This window comes from Streptomyces sp. NPDC025806 (assembly GCF_055558275.1).
On sequence record NZ_JBVHMU010000012.1, the window covers coordinates 12,384 to 25,310 of the forward strand.

Annotated in this window: 14 protein-coding genes and 1 tRNA gene; 8 read left to right on the plus strand and 7 right to left on the minus strand. The window is 71.5% G+C overall.

Annotation, left to right across the window (positions count from 1 at the left end; genetic code table 11):
* Nucleotides 1-79: 79 nt before the first annotated feature.
* Nucleotides 80-811, minus strand: coding sequence for a maleate cis-trans isomerase family protein (locus ACZ4E1_RS26065; RefSeq protein ID WP_467543297.1), 732 nt, complete (start codon nt 809-811; stop codon nt 80-82).
* Nucleotides 808-1,614: a maleate cis-trans isomerase family protein gene (locus ACZ4E1_RS26070; RefSeq protein WP_467543300.1), complete on the minus strand. Its 807-nt coding sequence runs from the start codon at nt 1,612-1,614 to the stop codon at nt 808-810. Before ACZ4E1_RS26070 ends, ACZ4E1_RS26065 begins: the two co-directional genes overlap by 4 nt.
* A 271-nt stretch (nt 1,615-1,885) precedes the next feature.
* On the opposite strand from ACZ4E1_RS26070, the gene ACZ4E1_RS26075 reads away from it, so the two are divergent.
* Nucleotides 1,886-2,863 (plus strand): D-2-hydroxyacid dehydrogenase, encoded by a 978-nt coding sequence (locus ACZ4E1_RS26075; RefSeq protein WP_467543302.1) that lies wholly within the window; start codon nt 1,886-1,888, stop codon nt 2,861-2,863.
* Between the two features lie 29 nt (nt 2,864-2,892).
* On the plus strand, nt 2,893-4,290 hold the full coding sequence (locus tag ACZ4E1_RS26080; RefSeq protein WP_467543304.1) for an amidase: 1,398 nt from the start codon (nt 2,893-2,895) through the stop codon (nt 4,288-4,290).
* 416 nt (nt 4,291-4,706) lie between these two features.
* On the opposite strand, the gene ACZ4E1_RS26085 is transcribed toward ACZ4E1_RS26080, so the two are convergent.
* Nucleotides 4,707-5,240, minus strand: a complete 534-nt coding sequence (locus ACZ4E1_RS26085; RefSeq protein WP_467543306.1) for a DUF3830 family protein — start codon at nt 5,238-5,240, stop codon at nt 4,707-4,709.
* 133 nt (nt 5,241-5,373) lie between these two features.
* On the opposite strand from ACZ4E1_RS26085, the gene ehuB reads away from it, so the two are divergent.
* From ehuB to ACZ4E1_RS26110, 5 genes are all read left to right on the plus strand, one after another.
* On the plus strand, nt 5,374-6,270 hold the full coding sequence (gene ehuB / locus ACZ4E1_RS26090; protein ID WP_467543308.1) for an ectoine/hydroxyectoine ABC transporter substrate-binding protein EhuB: 897 nt from the start codon (nt 5,374-5,376) through the stop codon (nt 6,268-6,270).
* The gene (gene ehuC / locus ACZ4E1_RS26095; protein ID WP_467543311.1) at nt 6,267-7,013 is read left to right on the plus strand and encodes an ectoine/hydroxyectoine ABC transporter permease subunit EhuC; all 747 of its coding nucleotides are present in this window, start codon (nt 6,267-6,269) and stop codon (nt 7,011-7,013) included. The genes ehuB and ehuC overlap by 4 nt, the downstream gene beginning before the upstream one ends.
* Nucleotides 7,010-7,678, plus strand: a complete 669-nt coding sequence (ehuD, locus tag ACZ4E1_RS26100) for an ectoine/hydroxyectoine ABC transporter permease subunit EhuD (protein WP_467543313.1) — start codon at nt 7,010-7,012, stop codon at nt 7,676-7,678. The genes ehuC and ehuD overlap by 4 nt, the downstream gene beginning before the upstream one ends.
* Before the next feature lie 34 nt (nt 7,679-7,712).
* The gene (gene ehuA, locus ACZ4E1_RS26105; protein ID WP_467543849.1) at nt 7,713-8,483 is read left to right on the plus strand and encodes an ectoine/hydroxyectoine ABC transporter ATP-binding protein EhuA; all 771 of its coding nucleotides are present in this window, start codon (nt 7,713-7,715) and stop codon (nt 8,481-8,483) included.
* Between the two features lie 183 nt (nt 8,484-8,666).
* Nucleotides 8,667-9,437: an IclR family transcriptional regulator gene (locus tag ACZ4E1_RS26110; protein WP_467543316.1), complete on the plus strand. Its 771-nt coding sequence runs from the start codon at nt 8,667-8,669 to the stop codon at nt 9,435-9,437.
* 213 nt (nt 9,438-9,650) lie between these two features.
* Here ACZ4E1_RS26110 and ACZ4E1_RS26115 read toward each other — a convergent pair.
* Nucleotides 9,651-9,724, minus strand: a tRNA-Lys gene (locus tag ACZ4E1_RS26115).
* A 109-nt stretch (nt 9,725-9,833) separates the two neighbouring features.
* Here ACZ4E1_RS26115 and ACZ4E1_RS26120 point away from each other — a divergent pair.
* Entirely contained in the window at nt 9,834-10,220 is a 387-nt protein-coding gene (locus ACZ4E1_RS26120; RefSeq protein ID WP_467543318.1) for a YrdB family protein, read from the plus strand.
* A gap of 15 nt (nt 10,221-10,235) precedes the next feature.
* Here the strand turns inward: ACZ4E1_RS26120 and ACZ4E1_RS26125 are convergent, their stop codons facing one another.
* The 3 genes from ACZ4E1_RS26125 to ACZ4E1_RS26135 form a co-directional block, all read right to left on the minus strand.
* Nucleotides 10,236-11,900, minus strand: a complete 1,665-nt coding sequence (locus ACZ4E1_RS26125) for a long-chain-fatty-acid--CoA ligase (RefSeq protein WP_467543321.1) — start codon at nt 11,898-11,900, stop codon at nt 10,236-10,238.
* Nucleotides 11,901-11,977: 77 nt separating this feature from the next.
* Nucleotides 11,978-12,394 carry a hypothetical protein gene (locus ACZ4E1_RS26130; protein ID WP_467543323.1) on the minus strand — a complete coding sequence of 139 codons (417 nt, stop codon included), beginning with the start codon at nt 12,392-12,394 and terminating at the stop codon, nt 11,978-11,980.
* A 38-nt stretch (nt 12,395-12,432) separates the two neighbouring features.
* Nucleotides 12,433-12,879, minus strand: a complete 447-nt coding sequence (locus tag ACZ4E1_RS26135) for a DUF3592 domain-containing protein (protein ID WP_467543325.1) — start codon at nt 12,877-12,879, stop codon at nt 12,433-12,435.
* Between the last annotated feature and the right edge of the window lie 48 nt (nt 12,880-12,927).

Genomic DNA, 12,927 nt, shown 5'->3' on the forward strand with positions numbered 1-12,927 from the left:
GAAATGCGACCCGAAGGGTCTGCATTTCAGGGGCGCGGGGAACTGCGCGATCAGCCCCCACCGACCCGCGGGCGAAGGTCTACGCCTGGATCAGCGGTGCCTTCGTGAAGAGCGCACCCAGGAGCGGAGCGTTGACGCGGCGGTCGGCGAGGCGCAGGGCCTCCCAGACGGTGACCTGGTTGGCGGTGAGGACCGGCTTGCCCAGTTCCCGTTCCAGGGCGGCGATGTAGGACGCCGTGTGAAGGGCCGTGTCGGGGAGGAGGATCGCCTCCGCCTCGGGGTGGTCGCCGGCGCGGGCCATGGCCAGGACCTCGTCCCAGCCCCACGTGCCGACCTCCGCCGCGGTGATGATCCCGCTCCCCCGCACGGAGAGCACCTCCGCCCCCGCCGCCGTGAGGAACTCCGCGAAGTACGCGGCGACGTCCTCCGGGTACGTCGCCGCGACCGCGACCCGCCGCACCCCGAGCTCCCGCAGCGCGTACGCGAAGGCGAAGGACGTGCTGGACGCGGGCAGCCCCGCGACCCGCGCCAGCGCCCGCACCTGCTCGTGCGCCCCCTCCCAGCCGAAGACGAAGCTCGCGGACGTGCACGCCCAGACCACCGCCTCCGCCCCGGTGAGCCGCAGCTCCTCGACCCCGGCCGCGAGCCGCTCGGGCGCCCCCATCCGCAGCAGCGCGTCGACCCGGTGCGCGTCCTCGCCGATGTCGGTGTGCACGACGGGCAGCCGTACGTCGCTGTCGATCAGCATCTCGATGCGCGGGTAGTCGTCCTCGGCGGAGTGTCCGGGGTAGAGGAATCCGAGCGCCGTCATGCGAAGCCGCCTTCCTGCTGGCCTTCGGGGAGTTGCGGGTCCTGTTCGGGCAGGGGCCACTGGCGGCGCGCGGCCGGGTCGAGCAGCGCCTGGTAGGGGCCTACCGCGCGGGTGCCGAGCCGTTTCAGGGCGGACCACATCGTGACCTGGTTGGCGGAGATCACCGGGATCCGCAGTTCGGCCTCCAGCTGCGGGATGACGTCGTACGTGGGCAGGTTCGTGCAGCTGATGAACAGCGCGTCGGCCCCCGGGCCCACCGCCTCCCGCGCCATCGCCGCGACGTCCCGGTACGGGACCTTCCAGATGTGCCGGGTCAGTCCGAGATAGGCCCGCCCGGTGACCGTCGTCCCGGCCTCGGCGAGATACGACTCCAGGGACTCGGTCACCGACGCCGTGTACGGGGTGACCAGGGCGACGCGCCGGGCGCGGAGCTCGGCGAGGGCTTCGAGCAGCGCGCCCGAGGTGGTCACCGAGGGCAGTTCGCCGGCCCGGCGCATGGCCTCGCACATCGCCCGCTCACCGGCGATGCCGCCGACGAAACTGCCCGAGGTGCAGGCGTACGCCACGACCTCCGGCTCGGCCATGGCCAGGGCCCGTACCGCCTCGTCGAGCGTCTCGTGCTCGCTGACCAGGCGGGCCAGGTCGAGACTGACCTCGACCGGCACGAACGGCGTACGGGTGAGGTGGAGGGAGACCTCGTCGGGCACCCAGCGCCACAGCTCGCGGTCGAGGGCGAAGTCGAAGGGTGCGACGACGCCCACGCCGCGCTGCGGCTGCGGTCCCCCCAGGAATGAGACGTCCATGAGCTGGCCCCACATTCAGCTGTCGTGATGCGTGATGGATGCCGGGTGCCGGAATGTGCCGGGGTGTTCCCGGGTGGTGCTGAGGCCGGCGGACCGCCGGGACGTCGGAACAGCGGAGAGGGTGGGTATCCGCTTACGGAGTACCCCTGTTGACGACGTTAGATTCAGGTGCCAGCGTGGTCAATCCGCCCAAGTCAGGCGGATGCCCGAAGCCCGCAGAATCTGTTTCCCGGGGGACCCGGGGAACCGTCCCCCAGGAAGCGGAACCTCGTTGCGCAACGATCTCCGGACCCCGACCGTGCTGGTCCTGGACGCCCCGTCACCGGCCCCGGCGCCCCGCCTCGGCAGCCTCACCGGGCGGGCCCGGGTGGAGCACGCCCAGGACGCCGACGAGCTGCGCGAGCGGCTGCCCGACGCCGATGTGCTGCTCGTCTGGGACTTCCTCTCGGACGCCGTACGGGAGGCCTGGCCGGCCGCCGCGCCCGGGGCCCGGCCGGGCTGGGTGCACACGGCGAGCGCGGGCGTGGACCGGCTGATGTTCCCCGAGCTGGTCGATTCGGACACCGTGCTGACCAACGCCCGGGGCGTCTTCGACCGGCCGATCGCCGAGTACGTCGCCGCGCTGGTCCTGGCGATGGCCAAGGACCTGCCGCGCACCCTCGCGCTCCAGGCGGAGCGGACCTGGCGGCACCGGGAGTCGCAGCGGGTCGCGCGGACGCGGGCCTGTGTCGTCGGCTCGGGGCCGATCGGGCGGGCGATCGTGAAGCAGCTGAAGGCGATCGGGATGATCACGGCGCTGGTGGGGCGGGAGGCGCGGGCCGGGGTCCACGGGCAGGACGAGCTGGACCGGCTGCTCGCGCGGGCCGACTGGGTGGTGTGCGCGGCGCCGCTGACGGACGCGACGCGCGGCATGTTCGACGCCCGGCGGTTCGGCGTGATGCAGCCGTCGGCGCGGTTCATCAACGTGGGGCGCGGACAGCTCGTCGTCGAGGACGATCTGCTGGACGCGCTGAACAAGCGGTGGATCACGGGCGCCGCCCTCGATGTCTTCGAGCACGAGCCGCTGCCGCCGGACAGCCCCCTGTGGACGACCCCGGGACTGATCGTGTCGCCGCACATGAGCGGGGACACGGTGGGCTGGCGGGACGAACTGGGTGCCCAGTTCGTCGAGTTGTACGAGGCCTGGGCCGCCGGCCGGCCGCTGACGAATGTAGTCGACAAGAAACGTGGGTATGTCCCCGGGAACTGATCGCTGACTGTGTTGCTGCTGGAGGGCGGATGACGACCGAGCTCACCGGACTGACCGCGCAGGAACTCGTCGACGGCTATCGCAAGGGCGAGTTCGGCCCGGTCGATGCCACCCGGGCGGTGCTCGCCCGGATCGAGGAGACCCAGCCCGCGCTGAACGCGTTCACGCGGGTCGACGCCGAGGGCGCCCTCGCGGCGGCGGAGGCGAGCGCGGAGCGGTGGCGGCGCGGGGAGCCGCAGGGCCTGGTGGACGGGGTGCCGGTCACCGTCAAGGACATCCTGTTGCAGCGCGGGGTGCCGACGCTGCGTGGGTCGCGGACGGTGCGGGCCGAGGGGCGCTGGGACGAGGACGCGCCGTCGGTGGCCCGGCTGCGGGAGCACGGGGCCGTCTTCGTGGGGCGGACGACGACCCCCGAGTTCGGCTGGAAGGGCGTCACGGACTCGCCGCTGACGGGCGTCACACGCAATCCGTACGACACCTCGCGCACCGCCGGCGGGTCCAGCGGCGGCAGCGCGGCGGCGGTCGCGGTCGGCGCGGGGCCGCTGTCGCTGGGCACGGACGGCGGGGGGTCGGTACGGATCCCGGCGTCGTTCTGCGGGATCTTCGGGCTGAAGCCGACGTACGGGCGGGTGCCGCTGTACCCGGCATCGGCGTTCGGGACGCTGTCGCACGTCGGGCCGATGACACGGGACGCGGCGGACGCGGCGCTGATGATGGACGTGATCTCGGGGCCCGATCCGCGGGACTGGTCCGGGCTCGGGCCGGTCGCGGGCAGCTTCCGCGACGGGCTCGACGAGGGCGTGCGCGGGCTGCGGGTCGCGTTCTCGCCGTCCCTGGGCGGGCAGGTCGCGGTGCGGGCGGAGGTGGCGGCGGCGGTGCGCGGCGCTGTGACGCGGCTGGCCGAACTCGGGGCGTACGTGGAGGAGGTCGACCCGGACTTCACGGATCCGGTCGAGGCGTTCCATGTGCTGTGGTTCAGCGGGGCGGCGCGCGTGGTGCAGCAACTGTCCCCTGCGCAGCGTGAGTTGCTGGACCCCGGCCTCAAGGAGGTGTGTGCGCGCGGGGCGCGGTACAGCGCGCTGGAGTACCTGGCGGCCGTCGACGCACGGATGGCGCTCGGGCGACGCATGGGGGTGTTCCACTCCACGTACGACCTGTTGGTGACGCCGACGATGCCGCTGACCGCGTTCGAGGCGGGGGTCGAGGTCCCCCGAGGTTCGGGGCTCCGGCGCTGGACGGGCTGGACGCCCTTCACGTACCCCTTCAACCTCACGCAACAGCCGGCGGCGACCGTCCCCGTGGGCCTCGACTCCGAGGGCCTCCCCATCGGCCTCCAACTCGTCGCGGCCCGCCACGCCGACCCCCTGGTCCTGCGCGCGGCCCACGCGCTGTATGCCTCGGGGGCGGCGGGGGTCAGCGGACCTTAGGTCCGGGTCGGCTTCGCCGGGGCGGGTGCCCGTCTGCCGGGTGCGGTTCGTTGCCGGGTGCGGGTCCGGTGGGGGCTGGTCGCGCCCCGCGGCGAAGCCGCTGATGGACACAGCCCCGCGCCCCTGAAATGCAGACCCTTCGGGTCGCATTTCCCCGACGGGTGACCGCCCGACGGAGATCGCGCACGAAGTGCGCATCTCCAGGGGCGCGGGGAACTGCGCGACCAGCCCCCGCGGCGGGAGAGCCGAAGATCAAGCCCCTCCGGCGATTGAGGAGCGGGGGCGGGGGCGGAGCCCCTGGGGGTGCCACCGTCGCGGGTTACGGAATCGGCGCGATGGCGCCGGGAACCGCAGGAGCAACCTGGCGGCACGGCACCCGGCCGCCCCCACCGCACACCCCCGGCCCGGGGAATCGATCAGGCGCGGCGGAAGGACAGGGATTCGCCGGAGGCTCCGTTGCGCCAGAGGTCCTGGCAGGCCTCGGCCATGGCGTCGAGGCCGTCCACGATCTGCCCCCAGACGATGCCGGGGACCCAGCCGACGTCCCCGTTCAGGAGCAGGTTGTTGCGCTCGTAGAAGAGGGCCAGGTCGATCACGGGGGTGCCGGCCTGGAGCGAGGCCCCGGACCCGTACCCGTAGGACTGCGACCCCAACTGCGTCCCGTTGAAGGAGAAGTAGCAGAGGTCGCCGGGGATGGGCGTGACGGTCGGGTTCTCGAGCGGCGGCTCCTGCTCGGCGAAGGCGGGGAACAGGGCGTAGATCTCGTTGCGGGCGTATTTGGCGTGGTAGACGTCGGAGACGAGCGGCAGCGCGTCCCACACCGCCGCACACGTGAGCGGCGCCCGGTCGTCGAGGAGCTTCGCCCGGCAGGTGACGCCCCGCTTGACCAGCGAGACCTCCAGGTACCGGGCGGCGGCGGTGCTGTCCTTTGCGTCCTGCGTCGTAGCCATACGTCCCATGGTCGGCCCCGTTCACCCCCGTGGGTCAAGTACGCCTCCCCCCGGCCCAACCGCGTGTCGCCCCGGCGGGGGAAGGCGGGAATTGATCGGCATAGGTTGAGTCGAGTCGGGTAGCCGCGCGCCCATGGCTCCACCTACAGAGAAACGAACGCACGGGAAACGGATCATCCGCAGACGATCACTGCTCGCCGGCGCGGGAGCGCTCGGCGCGCTCGGCGCGATCGGCGCCGCCGGCTGCAGCCGGGTGCCGAACGGCGACACGCTCGCACGGCTCCAGGGGGCGGGCACCGTCCGCCTGGGCATCGCCGGTGAGGTGCCCTACGGGTACATCAACGACGCGGGCGAGTTCACGGGCGAGGCGGTGGAGCTGGCCAAGGTCATCTTCAAACGGCTCGGCGTGGACAGCGTCCAGCCGGTGGCGACGGACTTCGCCTCGCTGATCCCCGGTCTGAACACCCAGCAGTTCGACGTCGTGTCGGCCGGGATGTACATCAACAAGGAGCGCTGTCAGCAGGTCATCTTCGCGGACCCCGAGTACCAGATGCTGGACTCGTTCATCGTCCGCAAGGGCAACCCGATGAACCTGCACGACTACGCCGACGTCGTGAAGGCCAAGGCCAAGTTCGGTACGGGCACCGGGTACGCGGAGATCCAGTACGCGGTCGACGCGGGCTACAAGGAGTCCGACATCGTGATCCTCCAGGATCAGGTGGCCGGTCTGAACGCCGTGGAGGCGGGCCGCATCGACGTGTTCGCCGGGACCGCCCTGACCACCCGCGAGGTCACCAAGAAGAGCCGCAAGGCCGAGCACACCGAGCCGTTCGCGCCGCTGGTGGACGGGAAGAAGCACGTCGACGGCGGCGGCTTCACGTTCCGGCCGACCGACACGAAGCTGCGGGACGCCTTCAACGTCGAGATCCACAAGATGAAGAAGAGCGGCGAACTGTTCAGGATTCTCCAGCCGTTCGGCTTCACGAAGGCGGAGATGACGAACCTGACCGCCGAGGAGCTGTGCCGATGACCAGCGGACTGTGGGAACACTGGGTACTCCCCGGGATCTGGATCACGATCCAGCTGACCGTGTACAGCGCTCTGCTCGCGGCGGTCGTCGCGTTCGGCGTCGGCATGGCGCGCACGCACCGACTGTGGATCGTACGGTTCGTCGCCGGGTTCTACACCGAGGTCTTCCGGGGCACGTCCGCCCTGATCCTCATGTTCTGGATCTTCTTCGTGCTGCCGCAGCTCGCGGGCTGGTCGCTGGTCCCGATGTGGGCGGCCGTGCTGGCACTGTCCCTGTCCTACGGGGCGTACGGCTCGGAGATCGTGCGCGGCGCCCTGAACGCGGTGGCGCCCGCGCAGCGTGAGGCGGGCGTGGCGCTGAGCTTCACGCCGTGGCAACGGATGCGGCTGATCCTGCTGCCGCAGGCGGTGCCGGAGATGATCCCGCCGTTCTCCAACCTGCTGGTCGAGCTGATGAAGGGCACCGCCCTGGTGTCCCTGCTCGGTATCGGCGATGTGTCGTTCGCCGCGAACCTGGTGCGGCTCGCGACGACGGAGAGCGCGGAGATCTACCTGCTGACGCTCGTCATCTACTTCGTCATCGCGTTCCTGCTCACGCGGGTGATGCGCGCCGTGGAGCGCAAGGCCAAGGCCGGCATCGGCCAGCGTCCGGCGGCCGGGAACGGAATCATGAGCAAGCTCAACCTCCGCCAGACGACTCAGGTCTCGCAGGTCCCGACCAGCGCGGGAGGTGGCGGCGCATGATCGTCACCGCCGCGTCCTCCTGGGACTGGTCGGCCGTCGCCGACTTCATGCCGACCTTCTGGGACGGCGTTCTCGTCACGCTGCAGGCCCTCGTGCTCGGCTCGCTGATCTCGTTCAGCCTGGGTCTGGTCTGGGCGCTCGCCCTGCGCGCGCCGACGCGTTTCGTACGCTGGCCGGTCGGGGCCTTCACGGAGTTCATCCGCAACACCCCGCTCCTGGTCCAGCTGTTCTTCTTCTTTTTCGTGCTGCCGGAGTGGGGGGTGCAGGCGTCGGCGCTGACGACGGGTGTCCTCGCGCTCGGTCTGCACTACTCGACGTACACCGCGCAGGTGTACCGGGCCGGTATCGAGGCCGTCCCGGTGGGCCAGTGGGAGGCCGCCCGGGCGCTGAGCCTGCCGTACCGCAGGACGTGGACCGCGGTGATCCTGCCGCAGGCCATCCGCCGGGTGGTGCCCGCGCTCGGCAACTACGTGATCGCGATGCTCAAGGACACTCCGCTGCTCGCGGCGATCGGTGTCCTGGAGATGCTGCAGCGCGCGCGGCTCGAAGCCGCGCAGACGTTCCAGTACACGGAGGCCCTGACCGTCGTCGGTGTCGCCTTCATCCTCATCGCCTACCCGTCCTCCCTTCTTCTCCGAGCTCTGGAGCGCCGTCTTGTCCGCTGACCCGAACCTCCCCAAGGACCAGCCCAATCCCAAGGTGGACGGCAGCGAGCTGATCCGCTTCGACAAGGTCGTGAAGCGGTTCGGCGGCAACACCGTCCTCGACGAGCTGGACTTCTCGGTGGCGTCCGGCAAGCACGTGACGCTGATCGGCCCGTCCGGCTCCGGCAAGACGACGATCCTGCGGTTGCTGATGACCCTGATCAAGCCCGACGAGGGCACGATCAAGGTGGGCGGCGAGTACCTCACGCACGAGCAGAAGAACGGCAAGCTCGTGCCGGCGGGCGAGAAGCACGTCCGTGAGGTCCGCAAGAAGATCGGCATGGTCTTCCAGCAGTTCAACCTGTTCCCGAACATGAAGGTGCTCAGGAACATCACGGAGGCGCCGGTCACCGTGCTCGGCCTGTCCAAGGACGAGGCGGAGGAGCGGGCCCGCGAGCTGCTCGACATGGTGGGGCTCGGCGACCGCTGCGACGCGTACCCGACGCAGCTGTCGGGCGGTCAGCAGCAGCGCGTCGCGATCGCGCGGGCGCTGGCCATGCGGCCCCAGGTGCTGCTGCTCGACGAGGTGACGTCGGCGCTCGACCCGGAGCTGGTCGCGGGCGTCCTCGACGTGCTCAGGGACATCGCGCACACCACCGACATCACGATGCTGTGCGTGACCCACGAGATGAGTTTCGCCCGGGACATCTCGGACCAGGTACTGATGTTCGACGCGGGACGGGTCATCGAATCCGGTTCGCCGGAGAAGATCTTCAGCGAGCCCGAGCACGAGCGCACCCGGGAGTTCTTGAGCGCGGTGCTGTGACCAGCCGCGCAGCCCTCGTGGCATGACATGGGCATATGCCAGGGTGGTGCGTTCCTGCTGAGAGGCACGGAACGCACCACCCTTCTGCCATCTATCTCCCCAACAGCCGCCCCGTTCGGGGTGTTTGACGGCTATCGTGGACGGAGCCCAGCTGTCCGGAACGGTTCCATACAGGGGGATGCCGTGGCGCTGAAGCACGAGCAGGACGCGTCGTCGTACCAGCCGCACCGGTCGGTGCAGCGTGCGCTGCGCATCCTGGAGACGGTCTCCCGGCGCGGGGTCGGCATCACCGACACCGAGCTGGGCCGCGTCACGGGGCTGCCCGCGGACCAGCTGACCACGCTGCTGCGGATGCTGCGCCGCGAGGGGTACGTCCAGCAGACCGCCGACGGAGCGTACGTCCCGGGCGCCACCCTGGACCGGCTGACCGTCGCCGAGGGCCGCGAGGACGCCCTGACCGCCAAGCTCCAGCACACGCTCGACGAGCTGCGGGACTGTGTCGGCGCGGCCGTCTATCTCAGCCGGTACATCGACGGCGAGGTCCGCGTCACCCAGTACGCGGCCGGCCCCGAGACCCCCGCGGTCAACGAGTGGGTGGACTTCCGGGTCTCCGCGCACGCCAGCGCGGTCGGCAAGAGCCTGCTCGGGCAGCTCGACCTCAACGGCCGGCGCGACCACCTCTCCCGGCACAAGATGGCCCGCCTCACCTCCCGCACGATCACCAACGAGAAGGTGCTGCTCTCCCGCCTCGCCGCCCAGCCCCCGACCGTCCCGGTCCTGGACCTCCAGGAGTACGCGGTCGGCACGGTCTGCGCCGCGGTGCCGATCACGGCGGGCTCGGCCGTCGGCTGCCTGGCCCTCTCCCTCCCGGTCGAGCACGCACACCGCCTGCACCGCGCGGCGGACCAGCTCAACAAGGGCGCGGCCCCGGTCCTCCTCTCCCTCGCAATCTGACCCACCCGCCCCGGGTACAGACACAAAAGCGAAGGCCCCCCGCTGCTGCGAGGGGCCTTGCTGTCGGTGCGCCATCAGGGACTCGAACCCCGGACACGCGGATGCCGCATCCCCCGGGGGCAACCCCCGGACCCCCGGCCGGAGTGCCGCGCCGGACGACCCCAGACACAAAAGCGAAGACCCCCCGCTGCTCGCGAGGGGCCTTGCTGTCGGTGCGCCATCAGGGACTCGAACCCCGGACACGCGGATTAAGAGTCCGCTGCTCTAACCAACTGAGCTAATGGCGCCGGTTGACGAGGTAAATACTACATGGCTGAAAGGGGTGGTCGTGACCAGCCCCGAGCGAGCATGATCGCCGTAGACGCGTTTGACCGCGCACCCTCAAAAGAGAGCAGGATGCGGATGGCGACGGGGCTCGGTTACCGCCCGGCGATGCTCGGGCTCAGATTCGTGCTGGAGCTGACGGCGCTGGCCTGCTTCGGGTACGGGGCCTGGCACCTCACCCCCGGTCCGCTGCGGTACGTCGCGGTGGTCGCGGCGCCTCTCCTGGTGGCGGTCGCCTGGGGCGTCTTCGCGACGCCGGGGGACGCGTCCCGCAGCGGCGACGCGGTCGTCGCCACCCGAGGAGGACTGCGGCTCCTCCTTGAGCTCGCCGTGTTCTTCGGCGGCGCCGCCGCCCTGTACGCGGCCGGCGCCCAGGTGCCCGCCCTGGTGCTCGCCGCGGTCCTGGTCGCCTACCACGCGGCGTCCCTCGACCGGGTCGCCTGGCTGCTGCGGCACTGAGGCGCGGCCCCGGCCTCAGGCCCCCAGAAGCCCCTTCCGGCCCCCGCGCTCGTAGGCGTCGAGCAGCTCGTCGCGGTTCTGCTCGGTGAGCGGCCGGTACGTGGCCTCGCCGGGCGGCCGCCACCAGATTCCGCCACTGCTCCAGAAGCCCTCGCGGCGCAGCTCGCCCCGGCGCACCTTGTTGGTGGCGGTCACCGGCATCCGCTCCACGACGCGGACGAAGCGGGGGGCCATCTTCGTGCCGAGGTCGCCCTGGGTGAGCAGGAACTCGCCGAAGGCCAGGGGGTCGAAGGCGACGCCGTCGCGGGGGGCCACGGTGGCCATCACCTGGTCGCCGGTGACCGGGTCCGGGACGCCGTAGACGGCGACGGCCGCGGCGTCGGACCAGCGGGCCAGGATGTTCTCGATCATGGCGGGGGCGAGGTTCTCGCTGTCGACGCGGATCTTGTCGTCGTCGCGTCCGGCGAAGTAGAGGAAGCCGTCGGCGTCCCGGTAGAAGAGGTCGCCGGTCCAGTACCAGCCGTTCTCGCGCACCCGCTCGGCGTTCGCCCGGTCGTTGCGCCAGTAGCCCTCGAACGGCGAGCGCCCGCGGTTGACCAGCTCGCCGATCGCCTGCGTGCCGTTGACGAGCCGCCCGCCCGCGTCGAACTCGGCCGGAGGGCACTCCCGCTTCGTCGCCGGGTCGAGCACCACGAGGTCGTCCCCGGGGGACGCCCGGCCGATGGCGCCGGGCGGGGTGTCGGGCGTACGGGACACGGAGGCGCCGCCCTCGGAGGAGCCGTAGCCCTCGACGAGCCGCACCCCGAAGCGTTCCTCGAAGCGGGCGGCGTCCACCGCCCCGGCCTCCGTGCCGAAGCCGACGCGGAGCGGGTTGTCCCGGTCGTCGGGGCGTTCCTCGGTGGCCAGGAGGTACTGCACGGCCCGGCCGACGTAGGTGAAGTAGGTGGCACCGAAACGGCGTACGTCGTCCAGGAAGCCGGAGGCCGAGAAGCGGCGGGTCAGCGCGACGCCCGCGCCCGCGGCCATGGCGGGGGCCCAGTCGGCGATGACCGCGTTGCCGTGGAAGAGGGGCATGCAGATGTAGTGCACGTCGTCGCGGCGCACGCCGAAGTGGCCGACGAGGGAGCGGCCCGCGGCGGCGAGCCGGCCCTGGGAGCAGATGGCGGCCTTGGGGGCGCCGGTCGAGCCGGAGGTGAAGTAGAGCAGCATGCGCGCGTCCGGCCCGACCCGGCGGGCGGCGACGGGCTCGGCGCCCCGGTACGGGGCGAGCATCTCCTCGTAGGCGCCGGTGTCGGTGACCAGGACGCGGACGCCGGGCAGTTTCAGGCCGTCGAGCAGGGGCAGCCGGGAGCGGTCGGTGACCAGGACGCGGCAGTCGGTGTGGGTGATGTCGCGGGCGAGTTCGGCGCCGCGCCGGGTGGGGTTGATGCCGGCGACGGCCGCTCCGGCGAGGGCCGCCGCGCCGAGCCACTGCGGGAACTCGGGGGTGTTGTCGAGCAGCACGCCGACGTGCGGCTCGGCGCCCCGGGGCAGCAGGTCGCCCAGGAGCGCGGCGCGGGCCGCGGCGCCCGCGGCCACCTGGTGATGGCTGAGCACCTGGTCCTCGTAGGCGAGGCCGGGCCGGTGGTCCTCCCACCGCTCCTGGACGAGTTCCGCGAAGGTGTTCCTCAGGGATCCCATGCGGGCGAACGGTAATTGACGCTACGTCAGATGTGGAGAGGTCCGACGCCCCGGACCGGAGGGGCGCCGACCGTTTCTCACCAGTACTCGATGGTCACATTGAGCAGGATCACGGCCCCGGCGCCGAACACCCCGAGCCCGAAGACCAGGCCGGCCATGTCCTTGCCGGGGCTCGGCTCTGACGCGGTGGCCCGCTCCGGCTCCTCGGCCGCGTAGTAGATCAGCGTGCTGCCGCCCGCGCCCCGGCTCGCGGGACCGCCCGTCTCCTTGAACTGCACGGGCCGCCCGGCCTGGTCGGTGAACTCGTACTCGTGCCACTGGATGCGCCGGGCCACGCCGTTGACCATCTGCACCCGCTGGTACGCGTCGACCACCCGTGCCTGCGCGGTGAGCCCGCTCCGCCAGGCGGCCCGCCGCTCCCGCGCCCGCCGTACGAGGGCCCAGCCGGCCCAGACCGCCAGGGCGATGAGCAGCGGGAAGAGTACGTGGAACACAAAGCCGTCCATGACCGCGGGCCCCCGGTTCGGAAGTGTCAGAAGTCGTCAGTGGGCAGATCGGCCACGAAGAATACGCAGAAGCCGATCACCACGGCCATGAACAGCAGCGTCCCCAGCGTCTGCGCGGCCAGCCGCACGGGGCGGCGCGGGCGCGCGGTCGCCTGCTCGGGATGACTGTCCCGGTAGTGGACGATCACCACGTCGCCCACGACGGTCGTCGCCGGGCCACCCTTCTCCTCGAAGCGCAGGGTGCGTCCGTCCCGGGTCCTGAACTCGTAGAGGTGGTGCCGGGTGGTGGTCGTGCGGGTGTCCCCGTCCCTGTGCGGGTCCACCGTCGCGTACGTGCTCAGGCAGCGCGCCTCGGCCGTGCGTCCGCCCCGCCAGGCGGCGCCGATCCGGAACGTGCTGCGCACCTCGGTGGCCGCGGCGAACAGGGCGACGCAGGCGATGAACGCCGGCACCGCGTAGAACATCACGTGCATGAGCTCCCCCGAACTCCCTTGCCCCGCACAGTTCCTGTGCACGGCGCC

What these genes read in the sequence shown, in the direction of transcription:
- ACZ4E1_RS26065 (WP_467543297.1), bottom strand. Translation starts at nt 811, where the DNA reads ATGACGGCGCTCGGATTCCTCTACCCCGGACACTCCGCCGAGGACGAC.
- ACZ4E1_RS26070 (WP_467543300.1), bottom strand. Translation starts at nt 1,614, where the DNA reads ATGGACGTCTCATTCCTGGGGGGACCGCAGCCGCAGCGCGGCGTGGGC.
- ACZ4E1_RS26080 (WP_467543304.1), top strand. Translation starts at nt 2,893, where the DNA reads ATGACGACCGAGCTCACCGGACTGACCGCGCAGGAACTCGTCGACGGC.
- ACZ4E1_RS26085 (WP_467543306.1), bottom strand. Translation starts at nt 5,240, where the DNA reads ATGGCTACGACGCAGGACGCAAAGGACAGCACCGCCGCCGCCCGGTAC.
- ehuB (WP_467543308.1), top strand. Translation starts at nt 5,374, where the DNA reads ATGGCTCCACCTACAGAGAAACGAACGCACGGGAAACGGATCATCCGC.
- ehuC (WP_467543311.1), top strand. Translation starts at nt 6,267, where the DNA reads ATGACCAGCGGACTGTGGGAACACTGGGTACTCCCCGGGATCTGGATC.
- ehuD (WP_467543313.1), top strand. Translation starts at nt 7,010, where the DNA reads ATGATCGTCACCGCCGCGTCCTCCTGGGACTGGTCGGCCGTCGCCGAC.
- ACZ4E1_RS26120 (WP_467543318.1), top strand. Translation starts at nt 9,834, where the DNA reads ATGCGGATGGCGACGGGGCTCGGTTACCGCCCGGCGATGCTCGGGCTC.
- ACZ4E1_RS26125 (WP_467543321.1), bottom strand. Translation starts at nt 11,900, where the DNA reads ATGGGATCCCTGAGGAACACCTTCGCGGAACTCGTCCAGGAGCGGTGG.
- ACZ4E1_RS26135 (WP_467543325.1), bottom strand. Translation starts at nt 12,879, where the DNA reads ATGCACGTGATGTTCTACGCGGTGCCGGCGTTCATCGCCTGCGTCGCC.